This window comes from Nostoc sp. TCL26-01 (assembly GCF_013393945.1).
GTDB lineage: Bacteria > Cyanobacteriota > Cyanobacteriia > Cyanobacteriales > Nostocaceae > Trichormus.
Genome location: NZ_CP040297.1, coordinates 4395074 through 4415805 on the forward strand (window position 1 = coordinate 4395074; position 20732 = coordinate 4415805).

The window sequence follows — 20732 nt, forward strand, 5'->3', positions numbered from 1 at the left end:
AGTTGTTCTCAATCTGTGAAATTGGTTCTGTTGAAATTACTTTGAGGAAAAATGCAACACTCTCTAGCAGTTTATTTGACTACATTTAGCCTCTCACTAACAATCGCTCCCACAGTGCAAGCTGCTTCCTTGAGTGCTTTGCCTCCTAACCCCATTGATGTACCGAATGCACTGGCCACCAATGCCTTCGGGATTAATAATTATAGTCAAGTTGTTGGTAATTTTGCTGATGAAACAACTGTTCGTGGTTTTCTGTTAGACAATAAAAAATTCAGTAATATAGAAGCTCCCAATGCCATCAGCACTACTGCCTTTGACATCAACGATTCCGGTCAAATTGTTGGATTCTTCAGCGATGGTACTAGAAATTCAGGTTTTTTATTTGATGGCAGTAATTTGACGACGATTGATGTGCCTGATGCGATTGTTACTACGGTATTTGGCATTAACAACTTTGGTCACATTGTCGGTTCTTATGTTGATAGTAGTGGTGTGAGTCGCGGTTTTCTGCTCAATGGCGGTAATGTAACCACCATTAATGTTCCTGAGTCTTTAGTAACTTTTGTTACTGACATTAATGATGCAGGGAAAATGGTCGGTTTCTTCGCTGATTCCACAGGCTTAGTAAGCGGTTTTCTGCTAGATGGCACTAAATTCACCACTATTCAAGCTCCTGGGGCATTTTCTACAACATTATTCGGGATTAACAACCAAGATAAAATAGTTGGTAATTTCGTCAATGATATAGGAAGCCAGGCGTTTTACGCATCTGGTAAATCATTTTCACCGATTAGTCTAGCTGATGCAGTCTCTATCTCAGCTTTCGACATTAGCGATCGCAATCGTGTGGTTGGTAGCTACTTAGATATTAACGGCATCTCTCACGGTTTCGTCGTTCAAATTCCTGAACATTCCTCAACATTAGGACTACTGTGTATCAGTATCTTAGTTTTATTCAAAATCGGTAATGTTCTGGACTTTGGACTAAAAGGCCAGAGAAAAGCAGTCAGTGTTACTGATGAAACTGCTAGTACAGGAGGTAGCGACGGATGAACGGCCATTTCTAGCAGGAGATCATAGTTTTTGGGCAAGACCAGAAGCAAAGACACTAAAAGAAGAAACCTAGCGTGGCAAAACTTACTAGAGAGGAGCATAAATCCTGTCATCTTGAGCTTGTAGCGAAATAATGGTGCAAGAACTTGGTAAGAAAAAGTTTAAAACCAGAGGCAACATCGTTTGAAGTACTCGATTGTGTTCAAAAAAAATGCCCTTCGTGTGGTCAAGCAATGTGGAATGAATACAATAATCCTCGACATATAAGAACGTTAAATGGGGTAGTAGAACTACAGCTAAAAATTCGGCGATGTCAAAATCAGTCATGTATGCGGTATAAAAAAGCATATAGACCAGAGCAAGAAGGTTCCCTAGCTCTACCACAGAATGAATTTGGTTTGGATGTGATTGCTTATATAGGAGCATCACGCTACCAGGAACATAGAAGTGTTCCTCAATGGCAAATAAGAAAGAAAAAATGCTATTTTCTCTTCGTCTGTACCTTCATTTGATCCGACTTGAGAAAATCTGCACGTAGCATCCCAAAACTGATGTTTGCCAACTTCTCTGATTAATTTACAAGTTACTTGGCAGTATTTACCTGTTAGCGTAAGCTGTATTAACTTATCTTCTGGTTGAATCATTTTTACCCCATTCAAGAAAGTTCAGGTGGTCTTAGATTTGTAAAATTAGTAGCACCGTAATGATTGTCAATCATCTTGGCGGAGGTTCCAGTCCATCGCCCGATCGCAGTGCTGTTAATATGTGATTCCACACAAAAACTAATAAATGTGTGTCGTGTCTGGTAGCTTTTGCGATAGGGAATGCTGCATTTGCTTAAGATTGCTTTCCATGCACGATTAGAAAAATTGTGATGGTCGATAAATTTTCCTTTTGGACTGGTAAAAATTAATGCTTCAGGATTAGCTTCTTTCGGTCTGATATCATCCAAAATTGCTTTTACTTCTGAATTAGTGGGGAAATCCCGCTTTCTTTGGGTTTTCAAGCCCTCTTTTAAGACTAAGCCGTCTTCAGAAACAACAACAGATTCCCGAAACTGAATAACACTATTGGTAATGTGTTTCCATTTCAAACCAATTGCCTCAGATGGTCTACACCCTGTAAAGAAAAGGAAACGCACATAGTGAGTGTAGTGGCTATAGTGGCGATCGCTAGCAAAAGTACGAATAATTAAATCTCTTTCTTCTTTAGTGAAAGGATTAACATCTTGTTCTTCTATCGCACCTTTTGGGGTTTTGATTTTCATAGCAGCAAAAGGGTTCGCATCGATTAACCCTTCTCTCATTGCCCAATTACAGCAAGCTTTCAACTGAGTTAGACAACGTTTGGCCGCATCTGGAGTTAAATTTGCCAAGAGATAATCTCGAATAGCTGATGCTTTATCTAGCGATCGTGTGGGTAACTTAGCGATGTGATTTCGATGCTTGGTAAAGTCTTTAGCGAAGGTACTAGGACTGATTTGAGGTTTTTTGAAATCACTATATTTATTCCATAGCTCATCTAACTCTGGTTTTGGTTTCTGAATTGGTGTAACTGGTGTAACCTTACTGAGAGCGGATTTGGGCTTGTACTTCTCTAAAGTGACATCAAATCTTTCATATAAAATGTCTTTTTCTATCTCAGAAGCTTTCAGTTCCGCCAGTTTCCGATGAGCAGGGGTATCCGGTAACCCTGTAGAAAAGTAATGGCGCTTCCCGCCGTAGCTAAACCTCAACTGTAATCGACCATTAGAATTAATTATGGTGACAGACCCCTTAGAGGATCGTCCTGTAGGAGTTTTTGAGTACATTTGTTTTATAGTGTAAATGTACTATAGCTTACACCATTTACACCATCTTTACACCAATTAATAGTCTAAACTCGCCCAAAAATACCCAAAGTTTTAGGGTTATAAGCTATCTTCCCGTTTAGTTGAGAGCTTATAACCCTTGTTTTATCTATATATTTCTTAGTTTGAGGAGATGCCAGGAACCAGACTTGAACTGGTGACACGAGGATTTTCAGTCCTCTGCTCTACCAACTGAGCTATCCCGGCTTGGGTTTTTTCTTTGCCACGATTACTTAATGTAGCAAACATAAAATAATTTGGCAAGAGTTTAAACAAAAAAAATTATCCAGCCTTCAACCGCAACTTTACCCAAGTAAACACCGTGGCAAACAGAAGAAACTGGACAAGGACAATACTAGGGCCAGAAGCAAGGTTAAAAGTACCGGAAACAATCATGCCAACAATGCTACTAGTAGCACCAACAATCATCGACATAGAGAGAAAGTTACTAAAATGGTGGGTGATTAATTTGGCAGTGGAAGCTGGAATCACTAAAAAAGCATTGACAAGTAATACACCAACGGCTTTAATAGCTACAGCTACGGCTAATGAAAGCAAGATGACAAAACCATAACGGTACAATTGCACCGGGATGCCTTGAACTTTGGCTACATCTAGGTTAAGAGTCAATAAAATTTGTTGCGGCAAAGTTGATAGTAAGAATATACTACTACTCACAAGCACCAACAAAGTCAAAATCAAATCTGTGTTGTCAATAGCCAGAATATCACCAAACAAAACTGCCATTAGGTTGCCCCGATAGCCTTGAATTAGGCTAGTGAGCATGACACCGATCGCTAACGCACCAGAGAGAACTATACTAAGTACACTATCACTAGCCAAATCGGTCTTGTCAATCAGGTAAAGCACAACTACACCAAAAACTAAAGTAAAAGGCAACAGCATGGAAGTAGGATTGACCTGTAGCAATACACCCAACGCTACACCCACTAATGCTGCATGACCAACAGCATGACTAAAAAACGATAATTGGCGCAGTGTCACAAAACTGCCGAGTAAACCCCCCAATATTCCCATCAAAATAGCACCAGCGATCGCTCGTTGCATAAAGGGGAATTGCAGTAAACTCACTAAATCATGGCTACCAGCCACAGCTAACCAATTGAGAAGGCTAGAAATAGGCAGCAGAGAATCAAAAATTGTCATAGTCATAAAATTAATTTTTTGGTGATTTCTCAATTTTTTAGTGGTTTACCTAATACAGTCCTAGAAATATATCTTAATTATTATTTTTTTATAAAATTTCATTCAGGTATATAATTATTACCATGTCTGGGATTAAAAATTTTTTTAGATATCAATTTTCACCTGAATTACTTTTAAGTTAAATAATTTAATGTCCTTAATTAACATGATTCCATCTAATGCCGCTTGCGCTGCAGAAAATATCCAACCCCAAATTATTAAGCCATTAGCTAATGAGGTTCTCAGTACAGAAAAAGCTCAACGTATGGCAGATTTTTTTAGCTTTTTAGGAGATGCTAATCGTCTGCGAATTCTCTCTTTTTTAGCTACTAAAGAACTATGTGTCAGTGATATGGCTACATTACTCAATATGAGTGAATCTGCTGTTTCTCATCAATTGAGAAACCTGCGCGCAATGCGTTTAGTAACTTATCGCAAGCAGGGGCGAAATGTATTTTACCGTCTCCACGACAATCATATTTTTCATCTCTATCAGGCTGTTGCTGAACATTTAGATGAAAAAGACGAATGAGACTAATTAAAGAAGAATTCAGAATTCAGGAGTCAGAATCGATTAGTAGGGGATTCAATCCGCCACTAATTGTAGCTGGGTGAACCACTAAATCTTCTTTACGAGACGCTGTGCGGATGATTTAGTGGGAGAAAATCAAAGCAAAAGTATTTTGATTTCTGAATTGTTTAGTGGTGATGTTGATAGCGACTAAATCCAGGGCCGTAAGTTGCTAACAGGTTTTGGGGTGAGAGTGCTATATCTGGTTGACCAGTGCAAACCACAGTTTGATTTAGACAAAGAATGCGATCGCAATGACGGCTGACCATATCAATATCATGAGAAACTTGTAAAACCGTCCAACCTTCCTGCTGCTTTAATTCGTTTAACATTACATAAAAATCTGCTGCACCTTGCATATCCACCCCAGCAAAGGCTTCATCTAGAACTAGTAATTTTCGTGGGATAACTAAACAGTAAGCCAGCAAAACTCGCTTTAATTGACCACCACTGAGAGTTCCAATTGCCTGATTTCGTAGATGATAAGTATCAGTTCGCCTTAAAGCTGTAGTTACTGCTGTATTTTTTTCATGATTTTGATTTGTCATCATAGAAAAAAATGAGTATTTATTTTGTGGTTTAGCTACCCATCCTAATCCTACCAACTCATTAACAGAAATGGGGAAGCTGCGGTCAAAGATAAAATTTTGAGGCATATAGCCTAACGAATGGCGTAAATTTCCCAATCTATTAAGGGGACGACCTAATATTTCAATCTTACCCATACTGCGCGGAATCAAATCTAAAATAGCTTTGATTAAAGTACTTTTACCAGCACCATTGGGCCCCACTATTGCTGTGTCAGTTCCTGGTGATAACTCAAAAGAAACATCCCGCACAGCTAAATAATTACCTTGATATACAGTTAATCCTTCAACTTTTAAAATAGGCAAGGTCATGATTTCTAAATGATAAATAATTTTACAGTCAGAGGAAGGATTTTCGCTAGCTATTTACAACTAGATTCTAGAGTTTGTAAATTAGCTTTCATTGCTTGGAAATAATGTTGTGGGTCTTTTGTGCCATTTTCTAAAGAATCTAATGTTTGCAAACTTAACTTTAAATCTTGGGATAGACTCTTAAGTAACTTGTTATCTACTCCTGGTTCACTAAATAAGGCTTTGACTTTATATTTTCTGACAGCATTAACTGCTTTTTGGACATCGGTTGGGGAGAGTTGATCTTCAGGAATTTGGACTACTGCTAATTGTTTTAGTTTGTAGCGTTGTGCTAAATACGGATAGGCATCATGAAAGGTAATAAAGGTGCAATTAGGCACTTTTTGTAAAGTCTGCTGAAATTCACTATGCAAACTATCTAATTCTTGAATATAACCAGCCGCATTGGCTTCATAGATAGTTTTATGCTGAGGATCAGCCGCAATTAACCCATCTCGAATATTTGTCACTTGCTGTTTTGCTAAAACTGGATCTAACCAAACATGGGGATTACCTTCAGCATGGTCATGATCATGGTCTTCTGCTGGTGTTGTATTCTCAACTGGAGAAATTTCATTTACAGGTTTAATCCCAGTACTAGCATCGATTTCTTTTAATTGGGGATTTTGCGCATTTTTGACCGTATCTTTGAGAAACGCTTCTAATCCCAAACCATTCTTGACTAAAACATTAGCTGTGGCGATCGCTTTGACATTCTCTGGTGTCGCTTGGTACTCATGCACCTCCGTACCTGGGGGGATGAGGATTTCCACATCTGCGGTATTTCCAGCAACGGCTTTAGTAAATAAATACATTGGTAAAAATGTCGTCACCACTTTTATCTTTTGTTTCTCTGGCGACGGTGTAGATGCAGCCTCCCGTACTTGTGGTGACTGTGGAGTTGTTGCTTCCTGAGTCGTATTTGACTGGTTGCAGCCAACTGTAGCGAACAACATTAATAAAGCTACTAACGACAGGATGCCATGTTTCGGTTTAGCTGTTGCCTGTCTCATCCAATTCCAGATCACGATTTTCCTCCCTGAAAGGATTCTGACACTGCTGTAGTCAGAGTTAAAATATGATTTTGACAATGATACTCATTGTACACCGTATATTATAATAATTATCATTCTCATTTACACAAGATAACTTGACTATGTAGTGGCCATTACCATAAGTTTTGGGGATAATTTGACATTTGGTATCTTCACAAGAACTTAATAATTGATAAATTCTTGACTTTTGTTGTTACCAAATCTGCTCAGTACTGTTAATATTCTGAGAACACTTATTAAGAAGATGTGGTCTCACCAAAGCTTGATCAAGAAGTTATCAAGCCCAGATGAGTGTGAGTTACGTGTGAGGAAAAAAATGCAAAAATTAGGGAAATACTTGCTGATTAGTCCGCTATTTTGCAGCTTTATGCTGTTATTTGGACATAGTGCATTTGCAGAAGAGACGACTGCTTCAACAGAAACAAACGCACCATCAAGCATAGTTAGCCAAGACAATCAAGCTGAAAATAATACTCAACAAGAGGTAATGTCACAAGTTACCTCTGTGTCTCAATTATCAGACGTTCAACCTACAGATTGGGCATTCCAAGCATTGCAATCATTGGTAGAGCGTTACGGTTGTATTGCCGGGTATCCCAATCAGACATATCGTGGTAATCGGGCAATGACTCGATATGAGTTTGCCGCCGGTTTGAATGCTTGTCTAGAGAGAATCAACGAACTAATTGCTACTGCTACGGCTGATTTAGTTAAAAAAGAAGACTTAGCCACACTGCAAAAGTTGCAAGAACAATTTGCAGCCGAACTAGCGACACTCAGAGGTCGAGTTGATGCTGTAGAAGCACGTGCTACTGAATTGGAAGCCAATCAATTTTCCACCACAACTAAATTGCAAGGACAAGTTGTGGCTGTTGTGAGTGATGTTTTATCAGGCGATCGCGTCAACGGTGAAGAGATCACAGACCAGAATACCACCTTGGGAGTACGGGCGCGGGTGGAATTTGTCACCAGCTTTACTGGCAAAGATACATTATTCACCAGAATTCAAACCAACAATATCACCACCCCTGATCTAAAAACCCCAGAAGGAAACCAATTTTTTGCCAATGCTAGCCCCAGCAACGATGCCTTTATTGATGCACTGTGGTACAGATTTCCCTTGGGTGACAAAACCCAAGTAATTGCCATTGCTAATGCTGGTGCAGCAGATGACCTCACCAGCACAGTGAACATCTTTGATGGTGATGGGGGTTTTGGTGCTTTGTCTACCTTTGGTACACGCAACCCTATTTATGGTCAAATAGGTGGTACAGGTTTGGGAGTCACCCACCAATTTAGTGATAAACTGGCGCTTTCTTTAGGTTATTTGAGTGGTACAGCCAATAACCCAACAAATAAAAATGGTTTATTTGATGGAGCTTACGGTGCATTAGCTCAGTTGACAGTTAAACCTAGCGATCGCATCACCTTCGGTTTAACATACCTCAATTCTTACAGACAGCCACTACTTACAGGTAGTAATGCGGCTACAGATTTCGGGGGAGAAGCTTTTTCTAGCAACTCCTATGGTATCCAAGCATCAATTGGCCTCAGTGACAAATTTGTCTTGGGTGGTTGGGCTGGTTATACCAATAGTCGCATCCTTACAGGAGCCGACCGTGGAGATGTGGACATTTGGAATTATGCTGTAACCCTCGGCTTCCCTGACCTTGGCAAGAAAGGTAACTTAGCGGGAATCATTGCGGGTATGGAACCCAAGGTGACAAGTTCGAGTACTGGTGTAGTAGCCGAAGATCAAGATACTTCCTACCACATTGAAGCCTTCTATCAATACAAACTGAGCGACAATATCACCATCACACCAGGAATTATTTGGTTAACAGCGCCAGACCACAATGACAATAATGATAGCGTTTTCATTGGTGCGCTAAGAACGACATTTAGTTTCTAGTTTTTTCATCTCATTAAAAAAGACGCAAAGAAAATCTTTGCGTCTTTTTTTAGAGGGTGTTGGAAAAGTTTCAGTAGGTATAAAAATGTCATTCTGACTGGAGCGGAGCGTCAGTCAGAATCTAGGTTTTGTGGCACATACCGAGATGTTTCATTCCGCTACGCTGCATTCAACATGACAAAGAAACAGACTTTTTAAACGTCCTCTTAGAAAAAAATTAAAACCCAGTATTTTCACTGGGTTTGGTATCTCATGACTTGTATTCAATTGCGAGCGTATCCTTTGTTCGTTGCCTGATAACTATAGTTAAAATGACTGTTTAATGAAACTTAAGCTAGCTTTGATTTACGTTTGATCAAAGAACCAAAACTTACAGCACCCACAGCTAGTAAACCCAACATAGAACCAGGTTCAGGAACACTGGTAGCAGCAATTCTATAAGTATGGTTGTCGCTTTCAAAAGCACGACCATTTGATCTCAAAACTACCTGATCAAAGGTTACGCCTGGAGCCGCGAGAAAGTTGACAAAAACGTTGTCTGCATTGCTAGTCCAGCTACCATTAGCTTGTGCGCCGGGAACATCTACACCACTGAATGTTTGCAGTATGATACCATCACTATAGATATCTACAAAGTTGTATGTATCTACTGATCCCCAGTACAAACCAAAGTAATCAACAGCGTCAGCAAAGGTGAGAGTTACAGAACCAGTTCCACCAGCAACATCTTCTCCAGCAGGTGAAATTGTCAGATATTTACTGACATTACCGAATGGAGAAGCATATTCACCACCTACGCTACCTTGAACGATGCCATTAGTTGCAGAGTAGGTGACAAATCCGTTGGGATCAGTCGCTGTACCTGAATTAAAGTCAACAACTTGAGAGCCAGGAATAAGAGATTGTGAACCTTGTCCAGCAACAGGAGCGCTACCACCTCTAGTTAAAGTAATTGGGCTAGCGGGAACTAAAGCGCTTGCTGGGTTAGCACCCATCACCACAACTGCGGTTCCAACTAAAGCTAATGAGAGTTTTTGAAGAGTAAACATTGATGTATTTCCTGAATCAATTGCTACTCATAGCCTGACACGCCTGATTAGTTATTGTGTAGAGGAAAACGGTTATTTTTACACAAACATTGTATTGAGATTCTAGGATGCTGGATTAACTAAAGAACTCTTGAAATAAGAGTTTTTAGCCTAAATCTTCATCAAAAGAATATGTATATTTACTTAACTATTTTTTAGTTATGTATTTTGATTAGAGAGCTTGGTAGAGATTTGTGCGTAATATTTACTACTATCAAAGCCTTGGGAGCCAGGTAATTAAATTATCTCTAGTGTATTTAACTAGTCAAAATTAGAAGATACCTGGGAATTACTGATTTTTTTTGTATAATCAAATTGGGTAAGCTAACAAATTTTTAGTCAATTAGAGCAATTTTTCGAGGTAAATACCTCCCAAGCAGTATTGACAAAAAATAATCAATCTGCATATCAAAAGTTTCTCAGGCAAAAAAAAACCAGCCTCCCACAGCTGGTCTACCCGATAATTTTTCGCGTTGTCTTTTCAATGGAGTTAAAACCCGTTTGCGCGTTCCCAAGTGCAACGGGCAACTTTTCTTAACATTATTGTAACAGCCAACACAGTTTTTTTAGAAATATTTACCAAAAAAAGATATTACCCAAGGCAATTAACCTCTATCTTCCTGAATATTTTAACAATTCTTTTGGAGAAGCTGGGCAAGAGACAATTCTGTCTCCCCTCTCCCCATCCCTCATACCCCATTGGTGGCGTAGTGGCGTGGTAACTGCCTCCCCAAGGCAGTAGCTTGACTTGAGTGAAGTGGTGTTTGAGGTAAGGAAACCCAACACAGCGTAGCTTGCGCTTAGGCATACAAAACTCAGTACACCTTTATTCTTTCTTCCCAGTTCCCAGTCCCTTACCTCTAAGAGTGATTCAGAAATCAAATCGGATTCCTATATATTGCGTAGTATATAGAAAATAAAATACAGTATTTCAAGATATACGTTAGCTCATTCTTGATATTGATATGGTTATTAATTATATAGATTTTTCTTGTCAATTATATAGCAACTAGCAAGTTAATAGCTGTATATTTTGTTTTTTGAGGAGCAAAGAAACAGAAATATTAAAGATAAATAAAGTTTTATTGTAGATGCTACCAAGATAGCCTAGTATTCTCCTACAAAATTGATTAAAAATAACAAGTAAGTATTTTGATGGCAGTAAAATCTTTCTGGGCAATTATCTAAAATATAATTTTTCGGAGGAAAATAATTTAAGTAATTGTTCTGTTGTTGTAGTATTTTGATTACCTTACAAATAAAAAACCAGTGGTGAAACGAGTGTTAGAAGTGCTGGAGGATGAATAAGTGGATGGATAGGCAGCACAAATGTCACCGATGTAAATCTGTGAAATTGCTTAGTAATGAGAAGTTGCTGCCGTTGCTTGCAGGTATTGCCATCTTTTTTGTGGTGATTTTACTTTGGTTAGGACTACTGATTGAAGAGCAAATTAACATTGAAAAACTGATTCAACAACAAGCGATCGCCACCACAACTGAGATTACCACAGCAATAGACAAGCAAGAGAGAGTTTCTGAGCGATCGCAGATTTATCTACCAGAACTTCTAACACGTCTACACTCACCTGTACCGAAATTTGTCTTAATTGTTGGCATATTCAATGCCGCAGCAGTCGGACTACTAATTTATTTTGCTCAAAGCAATAAACTCAAACATCAAGAACTCATCCAGAGAATTGCCGAACAAACCCAAACAGAAATCGCTCTGCGTGCCAGTGAAACTCGATTGCGAGAGTTATTAGAAACAGTCAAAGTCATACCTTGGGAAGTGGATTTAAAAACTTGGCGTTTTACCTACGTTGGGCCGCAAGCAGAAACCTTATTAGAATATCCCCTTTCTCAATGGTATGAAGAGAATTTTTGGCTGAATCATCTCCATCCCCATGATCGAGAGTGGGCAGTAAATTTTTGTCAAGAAGCCACAGCCAGAGGGAAAAACCACGAATTTGAATACCGAATGCTAGCCGGCGACGGGAGAGTCGTCTGGCTCAAGGATATTGTCAATGTGGTACAAGTCAACAGAATTCCGGTTACATTACGGGGTTTCATGTTTGATATTACTGATCTTAAGTTAGTCGAAGAAACCTTAAGATTGCGAGAAAGAGCGCTAGCTGCTAGCAACAGTGGCATCACCATCGTTGATGCCAAACTGGCAAACAACCCCATAATTTATGTCAACTCTGCCTTTGAGCAAATCACAGGCTACAGTGCCATTGAGGTGATTGGGCGCAACTGTCGTTTTTTGCAAGGTACAGATACCATGCAAGAAGAATTAGAGGAACTACGACTAGCCTTAAAAACTGGACAGAGTTGCCAAGTCATCCTACGAAACTACCGTAAAGATGGCAGTTTATATTGGAACCAATTAAGCGTTTCCCCGATTCATGACGAAAACGGCCAGCTAACTCACTTTATTGGTTCTAGTGTCGATATTAGTGATCAGCAAGCAGTTCTGAGAGAACTCCAGCAAGCTGAAGCGGCATTGCGAAAAAGCGAGGAACGCTGGCAACTGGTAATTGAAGGCAATCAAGATGCTATTTGGGATTGGAATATCCTGACTAATCAAACTTTTCGCTCGGCGCAATGGGCAAAATTAGTCAAAGACACCAATTATCAATCAATTAGTAGTCATGAGGATTGTATCAGCCGCATTCATGCCGATGATTATCAACGGGTGATAGCGATCAAACAAGATTATCTCCATCGGCAAATTCCCCATTGTGTCGTAGAGTATCGTCTGCGTTGCAATGATGATACTTATAAATGGGTGCTATCTCATGCGATCGCCCAATGGGATGAGCAGGGTAATCCCGTGCGGATGGTTGGTTCTATTCAAGATATTACCGAACGAGTCCAAGCGCAAGAAGCCCTGCAAAAACAATTACATCGCACACTACTGCTGGGAAAAATCACCCAGAAAATTCGGCAGACCCTTGATAGTCAGGAAATTTTTGAGACGGCTGCCACCCAGATTGGCCAAGCCTTTGCTGTCGATCGTTGCTTAATTCATTCTTACATTAGTCACCCCCACCCCCGCATTCCCCTAGTAGCCGAATATAATAATGTTCCTGGTAACTGCTCCATGCAGGAATGGGAATGTACGATGACGGCTAATCCTCATGTTTTACAAATGATGGCACAGGATAAAGCGATCGCCTCTGCTAACGTCTACGAAGATGCTTTGCTAGAGCCTGCTGCATCCATTTGTCATCAAGTCCAACTCAAATCCCTGTTAGCTGTGCGCACCTCCTATCAAGGCGAACCTAACGGCGCAATTTGTCTGCATCAATGTAGCTATTTTCGTCAGTGGACTCCCGAAGAAATTGAACTCCTAGAAGCAGTCGCAGATCAACTGGGTATCGCTTTAGCCCAAGCCCAGCTATTAGAGCAAGAAACTCGGCAACGAGAAGAACTCACCATCAAAAACTTTGCCCTAGAGCAAGCAAAACGGGCCGCAGAAGCTGCCAACCGGGCAAAAAGCGAATTTTTGGCCATGATGAGCCACGAAATTCGTACTCCCATGAATGCCGTTATTGGCATGACAGGACTGTTGTTAGAGACTGAACTAACCCCTCAACAGCAAGACTTTGTCGAAACAGTCCTCACTAGCGGTGATGCCTTACTGGGAATTATCAACGACATTTTAGATTTTTCTAAAATTGAGTCGGGGAGGTTGGAATTAGAACAACAACCTTTTGATGTGAGAACTTGTGTAGAACAAGTCATCGACCTATTAGCGCCCAAAGCAGCTCAAAAAGATATTAAATTAGCCTATCTGATTCATCCCCAAGTACCCACCGAGATTGTGGGAGATTTGACCCGTTTGCGGCAAATACTGATGAATCTGCTCAACAATGCCATTAAGTTTACTCCAGAAGGAGAAGTTTTACTTTCTGTTCGCACTCAACCATTGACAACACCAAAAGCTAAAAACTGCTGCGAAATTCTTTTCACCATCAAAGACACAGGCATTGGTATCTCCCAAGAGACAATGGAAAAATTATTTCAACCGTTTATCCAAGCGGATGCTTCAACGACTCGCAAATACGGCGGTACAGGGCTGGGACTGGTGATTAGTAAAAGATTAAGCGAGATGATGGGAGGCCATCTTTGGGTAGAAAGCCGGGGGTGTGTTGGTGGTAATCCGCCTGCTGAATGGCACAGTCATAACCTCATGTCTTCTCAGGCTGCGTCTAGAGGTTCCACATTTTATTTTTCTCTGGTTACTCAAGTTATTTCTCATCCAGAATTAGAGGCATTGACGACTCCTCTAGTTGAAGTCAATAATTGGCAGCATCAGCCCATACAAGCTATTGTTGCTCATACCAATCCTGATCCTGATCAAATCAATGGACGTTTAGCAGAACAACTACCACTGCGGATTTTGCTAGCAGAAGATATAGTAGTGAATCAAAAAGTTGCTTTACTTATGCTCAAAAAAATGGGCTATGGCGCAGATGTAGTGGCTAATGGATTAGAAGTTCTAGAAGCATTACAGAGTCAACCTTACGATGTCATTTTGATGGATATCAATATGCCAGAAATGGATGGCTTGCAAGCCAGTCGGTTAATTGCTCAAACCTGGAGTGGCAGTTCTCGCCCACAAATCATTGCCATGACCGCTAATGCGATGCGGGGCGATCGCGAAACTTGTTTGGCAGCTGGAATGGATGACTACATCAGTAAGCCCCTCCAGATAGAAGAGTTAGCTAAAGCACTAAGTAAATGCCATGCTTCTAGCAGCGATGAATTTACCGTGACAAAAAAAACACCACAAAATATCACTGAGTCAAATCAAATATTTGGAGAAATTAATAATTTAAAATTTGCAACAATTGATACAAAAATTTTGCAAGCATTACGGGATATGTTAGGAGGAGATAATGAGGCATTTGCTGAATTACTCAACTGTTACCTAACTGAGGCTCCTAAATTACTCCAAGATATGAACGTAGCAATCACCACTCAAGATACTCAAGCTATATGGAAGACGGCTCACAAATTTAAATCTAGTAGTGGTTCAGTTGGGGCAGTATTTTTATCACAGCTTTGCAAACAACTAGAAATCAAAGGACGTAGTAATAATCTCCAAGGTTGTGCGGAAATTAACTCACGACTGCGTAAAGAGTATGAACTAGTCAAAACATTGTTGCAAAGAGAACTTAACCAGGAGGTATCATGACAACTACTCCTTTACAAAAGCAATCTTTAATTCTCATTGTTGACGATGAACCATTTATGCGGGCGCAGTTACGTTTGTCTCTTCAATGTGAAGGCTATCGCACAGCAGAAGCTCAAGATGGCAGAGAGGCTTTAGCCATTTTTCACGAACTGCAACCTGATATTGTCTTGCTGGACGCTATCATGCCTGACATGGATGGATTTGAGTGTTGTACTCGGTTGCAGTTGTTGGATGATAGCCAGTACACACCAATTTTGATGATTACAGGATTAGAAGATCAAGAATCAGTTGACCGGGCCTTTGATGTTGGTGCAATTGATTATGTGACAAAACCAATTCATTGGCCGGTTTTACGTCAACGGGTAAAACGTTTGATTCAGCAATCCCAGTTGCAACAAAAGTTAGAAGTTGCTAACCGAGAATTACAACGCTTAGTCACTATTGATGAGTTAACGCAAATAGCTAATCGCCGCAGATTTGAAGAGTATTGCGCTCAAGAATGGCAACGCATGGCGCGAGAACAATTGCCCTTGTCGCTGATTCTGTGTGATGTGGATTTCTTCAAATCTTACAACGATACCTATGGTCATCGAGCAGGCGATCGCTGCTTACAATTTGTCGCTAAAGCGATTCAAGATACTGTCAAACGTCCGGCTGATTTAGTGGCTCGTTACGGTGGCGAAGAATTTGCTGTCATTTTGCCCAGAACCTATGGTGATGGTGCGCTTCACATAGCTAATCGCATTTGTGCTGCTGTCAGGAAATTAGCTATTCCCCACAGTAATTCTAAAATTGGCAATTATGTCACTATCAGCGCTGGTGTCGCTACCGAAATTCCTCAACCTAACTCAGATTTTCAAGATATCATTGACGCAGCCGATCGCGCATTATATCAAGCAAAAGTTGCCGGGCGCGATCGCTCTGAGCAATATATCCAACAATCATCCTCTCCGGTTTTTTTTATGAATCCTAGTCCTCAATTGGCGTAGGGGATTAGGTAATAGGTAATAGGCAATAGGCAATAGGCAATAGGCAATAGGCAATAGGCAATAGGCAATAGGGGATTAGAAACTCATGTAATTACGAATTACGAATTACGAATTACGAATTATGCTCATGGCTGATAGACTGCACCAAAGGTATGGTCGGAATTGATCTCAATCACTAAATCAACTAATGCCGCAGATTTGGTGAGAGGTTTGATAAATAATTCTGGGTGTAGCGATCGCCAAAAATAATTGACAAATTCTTCTATTTGTGTATCTGTCATACCTGATTTACCAGTGGCCATCATTTTTTGTTCTGCTTGTTGTCGCCACTGCAAAGAACAACGATAGTCGGTGGGATAGAGCAAAATTAAGCTGTCTAATTGCTCCCACAGTGGGAGATAGGTAGATAATAGACGATTCATATCACGGGCAAAGATTTTATCCTCATGAGTGAGAATTGGCGGTGGTGCTTGATTAAATATATCTGGATCAATTGGGCGCACACCGACAAACCAGCCTTCAAAAATGACAATATCAACCCCAGCTACAACTTCTGGCTCAGTGCGATCGCCTGCTCCCCCGTGGGCAGATTTATCGAAGCGGGGTACAATGACTGGGGTTTTGCCTGTGCGGATTTGTTGGAATACATCTAGGCCTAAATCTACATCATGGGTTCCTGGAGGGCCACGCCAAATCAAGCGGGGATCTTGTTGCGCTAAGATGAGGCGATCGCTATAAGTTTTGTACAAGTCATCTAAAGATAAACACAAAGTTCGATAGCCTAACTCTTGCAGAATTAGCTGGAGAACTAAGGACATTGTAGTTTTACCAGTTCCCTGTCCACCTAAAATCCCTTGAATAAAAGGACGATTGAGTTTTTCATGTTGTGCCGCGATTTTCATGCTCAGAGGTAGCCACAAATCCGACAACACTGGTAACATCTGCTGTGGTGATATGTGCAAGCTAGTTTGGCAAAATTGGCTAAAAGCTGGCATAATCTTTTCTAGAATTGGCGATCGCTCTTGTATCACTTGCTTCTCCGAAAAACAGTGAGTAGTGAGTGCTGAGTGCTGAGTAAGGAGTGAGGGAGTGAGGGAGTGAGGGAGTTGTGAGTGGTAAAGATTATTTTATGCTTACGAACCTAGTTTTAAGGCTTCTATGAACAGGCTATAGGTAAAGCCTACTTTTAAGAGATTGATGGCTTCAACCCAGAGCGATCGCCGAGTAAAGAAACCTGGACTATAAAATACTCTGCTAGTAACCTCTGTCAATAATACTAAAACACCTGCTACCACAATATCTAGTTCAGCCCTTTGCCCTGCTGTAGTTGAGATGGCTGTACCTAAGAAAAAGCCAAACAAAAAACTAATCACTAATAATGACATCCGCCGCCAAGGATTTAAGAACCATTGCGCTAACTTTGCCGCAATGGCCTCGAACAAGTTGTTCAGACGAGTGTTTTGCATCTTTTTTATTGTCTATCCTGGAATAGTAAGGGAATCACTTTTACGTAAATTGTCAGCAGGTGTCAGATGCTGCAAGTAGAACAGATATTGCATGAGCGTTATCAAATTCAACGTCAATTGGGTCATAATGGCATTCGGCAAACTTGGCTTGCTCAGGATTTGCAGGCTACTAATGCGGAAAATTCGCAGGTTGTGGTTAAGCTGCTGGCCTTTGGTGGTGGTGTACAATGGGATGACTTGAAACTATTTGAGCGAGAGGTTCAGATTCTCAAACAGCTGAATCATCCGCGTATTCCTCGATATATCGACTACTTTTGTATTGATGACCGGACACTCTGGTTTGGTTTAGTCCAAGAATATATTCCTGGGGAATCACTCAAAGAAAAACTTGATACTGGTAAAAGATACACCGAAAAGCAAGCTAAGAAAATCGCAGCTGAGATATTAAAAATTCTCACATATTTACATGAATTGAATCCAGGTGTGTTACATCGAGATATTAAACCGAGTAATTTAATTTGGGGTGAGGATAAACATATTTATCTCGTAGATTTTGGGGCTGTGCAAGATAAAGCTGCCAAAGAAGGGGTGACTTTTACTGTGGTGGGTACTTACGGTTATGCACCAATGGAACAATATGGTGGTAGGGCAGTTCCCGCATCAGATTTATATGGACTGGGGGCAACTTTAATTCATTTATTGACTGGTGTTGCGCCTGCGGAATTACCCCAGCAAAATTTACGACTACAATTTACTGATTTAGTTAATTTGAGTCCAGGTTTTGTCAGATGGTTGCAAAAGCTGATTGAACCAGCACCAGAACAACGTTTTACAGATGCTCGTCAAGCTTTGGATACGTTGAAATCTGGTTTAGTCAAATCGACAACTAAAAATCAACTAGTACCTACGAAAAAATTTATCAATAACTCTGGTTGTGGTATTAATCATCCCACAGAACAAGCTCCAGAAGAAATTCTGGGGTGGAACTGGGGCGCATTCTTACTGCCTTGGGTATGGTTATGGACTAATCAGGTTTGGGTGGGATTGTTTTGTTTTATCCCCCAAATTGGTTGGATAGCCACAATTGCTTTGGGTGCAAAAGGTAATGAATGGGCTTGGAAAAGTAGACAATGGCGGAGTATTGAACAATTCAGAGCACATCAAAGAGGCTGGGCGATCGCTGGTGTTTTAATTGGCGCACCCGTTAGTATTATGCTGTGGGTGGGTGCGATCGCTCTAGTCAAATCTATTTTTTAACAACCCAAAAAGTATGAGTAGGGAGTGCTGAGTGCTGAGTAAGGAGTAAGGAGTAAAATTTTCTTTTTTACACCCCTACACTCTTACCAAATCAGTTAACAGTTACCAGTTAATAAACGTTGACTGATAACTGATAACTGATAACTGATAACTGTTCACACCCCTACACCCACAGGACAAGCTACATTTGTGCCACCTAAACCGCAGTATCCACCAGGGTTTTTAGCTAAATACTGCTGATGATAGGCTTCTGCATAGTAAAACTCAGGTGCAGCAATTATTTCTGTGGTAATCTGCCCATATCCAGCACTGCTGAGAGCTGGCTGATAGGCATCTTTAGAAGTTTCTGCTGCCTGTTTTTGGTCTTCAGAATAAACATAAATTCCGGAACGATATTGCGTACCTACGTCATTACCTTGACGCATTCCTTGAGTGGGGTTGTGACTTTCCCAAAAGACTTTGAGTAATTGGGTGTAACCAATTACTTTGGGATCAAATACAACTAACACTACTTCATTGTGACCTGTCAAACCACTACATACTTCTTCATAGGTGGGGTTGGGTGTCAAGCCAGCCGCATAACCTACAGCAGTTGTATAAACTCCTGGTTGTTGCCAAAACTTGCGTTCTGCACCCCAAAAACATCCCAAACCAAATAACGCCTGCTCAAATCCTTCCGGAAAAGGTGGTTTAAGGGGATTGTTGTTGACATAATGATGAGCAGGTACAGGCATGGATACTGCCCTTCCTGGTAAGGCTTTCTCAGCTGTGGGCATTTCTAGCTTTTTGCCAAATCCGAATAGTGCCATTGATTTTGACTCTGAGTTTTTACAAACATTTTTAATCTACTGAATATTTTAGGTGTTGTGGCAAGTTAATAGGCAATAGGCAATAGGCAATAGTCAATAGTCAATAGGCAATAGGCAATAGGCAATAGGCAATAGGCAATAGGCAATAGGCAATAGGCAATAGGTAATAGGCAATAGGTAATAGGCAATAGGCAATAGGCAATAGGCAATAGTCATTGGTTAATAGTAATTAATTTACTTTCCCCTTGTCCCCTTGTCCCCTTGTCCCCCACTCCCTCACTCCCCACTCAGCACGCTGCTCATCGCCCCGCTACCGCTAACAGCACTCATCACTCAGCACTTAACTGTGCGGCGGGGGTAAAAAACTGACGGGACAAGCCTTTGGTCACTAAAACTGTTGTTAGTAAGTTGGCAAGGGCAACCATAAAAATAATCACAATTTCGTAGGAGATGGCATCGAGGGGTGTGATACCTGCTAGTAACTGTCCGGTGGTAATTCCTGGTATGGCTACCATCCCTACAAGCATCATCTGATTGAGAGTGGGTAGCAATGCGGATCTGATGGCTTCTTTGCGGTATTGGCTGATGGCTTGTGCTGGGGTTGCGCCTAAACTTAGGTGAGTTTCGATTTCTATGGGAAAGGTTTTAATGGCGTTGACTAGACGTTCACCTGCGATCGCAGCTGCATTCATGGCATTACCTAACACCATTCCTGCTAAGGGGATAATATAGCGCGGTTCGTACCATTTGTCAGGTTGAATAATCAATAAATTTGTATAAAACACTGTCACGGCGGTACTGATGAAAATTGCTCCCCATACCAAAGGCAATACACGAGGAATTTTTTGACTGATGCGATTTCGTGCGACAATCGCCGTAATCGTTAGCATTAGAGCCAAAATTGCTAAAACTGCCAAAGGATGATCTACAGCAAAGATGAAGTCTAAAACATAACCCAACACTAGTAATTGCAAGATAGTTTTTCCAGTGGCGATCGCTAAGTTTAACTCTAGTCCTAGTTTTTCCCAAGCAGACACACCAACAGCGATCGCCATTAATCCTACTGCAATGGCTAAATCAACTAAATCCAACTTAATTAAATCTTGCATAGAGACTAGAGAGAACAGGTTACAGGTTACAGGTTACAGGTTATGGGTTACAGGTTATAGGTTACAGGTTTGTATCCCCAATCCCCATTACCCCTTATCCCCAGAGCAGGGTGGTTTCATACGAAAAAAGAAAAATACATACATCTTGATTTGTCGCTTTGTAGCAGAAGTTTTGACCCCTCTCCAAACCTCTCCCCCACGGGGGGAGAGGCTTTGAAACAAAGTTT

General features: G+C 40.8%; 16 protein-coding genes and 1 tRNA gene. 7 read left to right on the forward strand and 10 right to left on the reverse strand.

The window, feature by feature from the left end; all coding sequences use genetic code 11:
- The first annotated feature begins 51 nt into the window (after positions 1 to 51).
- Both FD725_RS19070 and FD725_RS19075 read left to right on the forward strand, forming a co-directional pair.
- Positions 52 to 1053 (forward strand): hypothetical protein, encoded by a 1002-nt coding sequence (locus FD725_RS19070; RefSeq protein ID WP_179049600.1) that lies wholly within the window; start codon positions 52 to 54, stop codon positions 1051 to 1053.
- Between the two features lie 233 nt (positions 1054 to 1286).
- On the forward strand, positions 1287 to 1565 hold the full coding sequence (locus tag FD725_RS19075) for a hypothetical protein (RefSeq protein ID WP_179049601.1): 279 nt from the start codon (positions 1287 to 1289) through the stop codon (positions 1563 to 1565).
- 143 nt (positions 1566 to 1708) lie between these two features.
- Here FD725_RS19075 and FD725_RS19080 read toward each other — a convergent pair whose 3' ends face one another.
- The 3 genes from FD725_RS19080 to FD725_RS19090 form a co-directional block, all read right to left on the reverse strand.
- Positions 1709 to 2863 (reverse strand): Arm DNA-binding domain-containing protein, encoded by a 1155-nt coding sequence (locus FD725_RS19080; RefSeq protein WP_179049602.1) that lies wholly within the window; start codon positions 2861 to 2863, stop codon positions 1709 to 1711.
- A 173-nt stretch (positions 2864 to 3036) separates the two neighbouring features.
- Positions 3037 to 3109: transfer RNA gene (locus FD725_RS19085), tRNA-Phe, on the reverse strand.
- Between the two features lie 75 nt (positions 3110 to 3184).
- Complete coding sequence (locus FD725_RS19090) at positions 3185 to 4075, reverse strand: metal ABC transporter permease (protein WP_372726683.1); 891 nt, start codon at positions 4073 to 4075, stop codon at positions 3185 to 3187.
- 298 nt (positions 4076 to 4373) lie between these two features.
- Between FD725_RS19090 and FD725_RS19095 the strand changes: the two genes are divergently transcribed.
- A complete protein-coding gene (locus FD725_RS19095; protein WP_372726742.1) occupies positions 4374 to 4640 on the forward strand; it encodes an ArsR/SmtB family transcription factor in 267 nt (88 codons plus the stop codon).
- Positions 4641 to 4807: 167 nt separating this feature from the next.
- On the opposite strand, the gene FD725_RS19100 is transcribed toward FD725_RS19095, so the two are convergent.
- Positions 4808 to 5578, reverse strand: a complete 771-nt coding sequence (locus tag FD725_RS19100; RefSeq protein WP_179049604.1) for a metal ABC transporter ATP-binding protein — start codon at positions 5576 to 5578, stop codon at positions 4808 to 4810.
- Between the two features lie 50 nt (positions 5579 to 5628).
- Positions 5629 to 6630 (reverse strand): metal ABC transporter substrate-binding protein, encoded by a 1002-nt coding sequence (locus tag FD725_RS19105; RefSeq protein WP_256871968.1) that lies wholly within the window; start codon positions 6628 to 6630, stop codon positions 5629 to 5631.
- A gap of 358 nt (positions 6631 to 6988) precedes the next feature.
- On the opposite strand from FD725_RS19105, the gene FD725_RS19110 reads away from it, so the two are divergent.
- Complete coding sequence (locus FD725_RS19110; RefSeq protein WP_179051592.1) at positions 6989 to 8584, forward strand: iron uptake porin; 1596 nt, start codon at positions 6989 to 6991, stop codon at positions 8582 to 8584.
- 329 nt (positions 8585 to 8913) lie between these two features.
- On the opposite strand, the gene FD725_RS19115 is transcribed toward FD725_RS19110, so the two are convergent.
- A complete protein-coding gene (locus FD725_RS19115) occupies positions 8914 to 9633 on the reverse strand; it encodes a PEP-CTERM sorting domain-containing protein (protein ID WP_179049605.1) in 720 nt (239 codons plus the stop codon).
- 1387 nt (positions 9634 to 11020) lie between these two features.
- Here FD725_RS19115 and FD725_RS19120 point away from each other — a divergent pair.
- Positions 11021 to 14875, forward strand: a complete 3855-nt coding sequence (locus FD725_RS19120; RefSeq protein ID WP_372726684.1) for a PAS domain S-box protein — start codon at positions 11021 to 11023, stop codon at positions 14873 to 14875.
- Positions 14872 to 15864 (forward strand): PleD family two-component system response regulator, encoded by a 993-nt coding sequence (locus tag FD725_RS19125; RefSeq protein ID WP_179049607.1) that lies wholly within the window; start codon positions 14872 to 14874, stop codon positions 15862 to 15864. The genes FD725_RS19120 and FD725_RS19125 overlap by 4 nt, the downstream gene beginning before the upstream one ends.
- A 125-nt stretch (positions 15865 to 15989) precedes the next feature.
- Here the strand turns inward: FD725_RS19125 and FD725_RS19130 are convergent, their stop codons facing one another.
- Positions 15990 to 16859: a glycerate kinase gene (locus tag FD725_RS19130; protein WP_179051593.1), complete on the reverse strand. Its 870-nt coding sequence runs from the start codon at positions 16857 to 16859 to the stop codon at positions 15990 to 15992.
- Between the two features lie 138 nt (positions 16860 to 16997).
- Entirely contained in the window at positions 16998 to 17330 is a 333-nt protein-coding gene (locus tag FD725_RS19135) for a DUF565 domain-containing protein (protein WP_179049608.1), read from the reverse strand.
- A gap of 66 nt (positions 17331 to 17396) precedes the next feature.
- On the opposite strand from FD725_RS19135, the gene FD725_RS19140 reads away from it, so the two are divergent.
- Positions 17397 to 18587, forward strand: a complete 1191-nt coding sequence (locus tag FD725_RS19140) for a serine/threonine-protein kinase (RefSeq protein ID WP_179049609.1) — start codon at positions 17397 to 17399, stop codon at positions 18585 to 18587.
- Between the two features lie 155 nt (positions 18588 to 18742).
- On the opposite strand, the gene msrA is transcribed toward FD725_RS19140, so the two are convergent.
- Together msrA and fetB are read right to left on the reverse strand one after the other, a co-directional pair.
- A complete protein-coding gene (gene msrA, locus FD725_RS19145) occupies positions 18743 to 19396 on the reverse strand; it encodes a peptide-methionine (S)-S-oxide reductase MsrA (RefSeq protein ID WP_179049610.1) in 654 nt (217 codons plus the stop codon).
- Between the two features lie 329 nt (positions 19397 to 19725).
- Positions 19726 to 20505: an iron export ABC transporter permease subunit FetB gene (fetB, locus tag FD725_RS19150; protein ID WP_179049611.1), complete on the reverse strand. Its 780-nt coding sequence runs from the start codon at positions 20503 to 20505 to the stop codon at positions 19726 to 19728.
- Between the last annotated feature and the right edge of the window lie 227 nt (positions 20506 to 20732).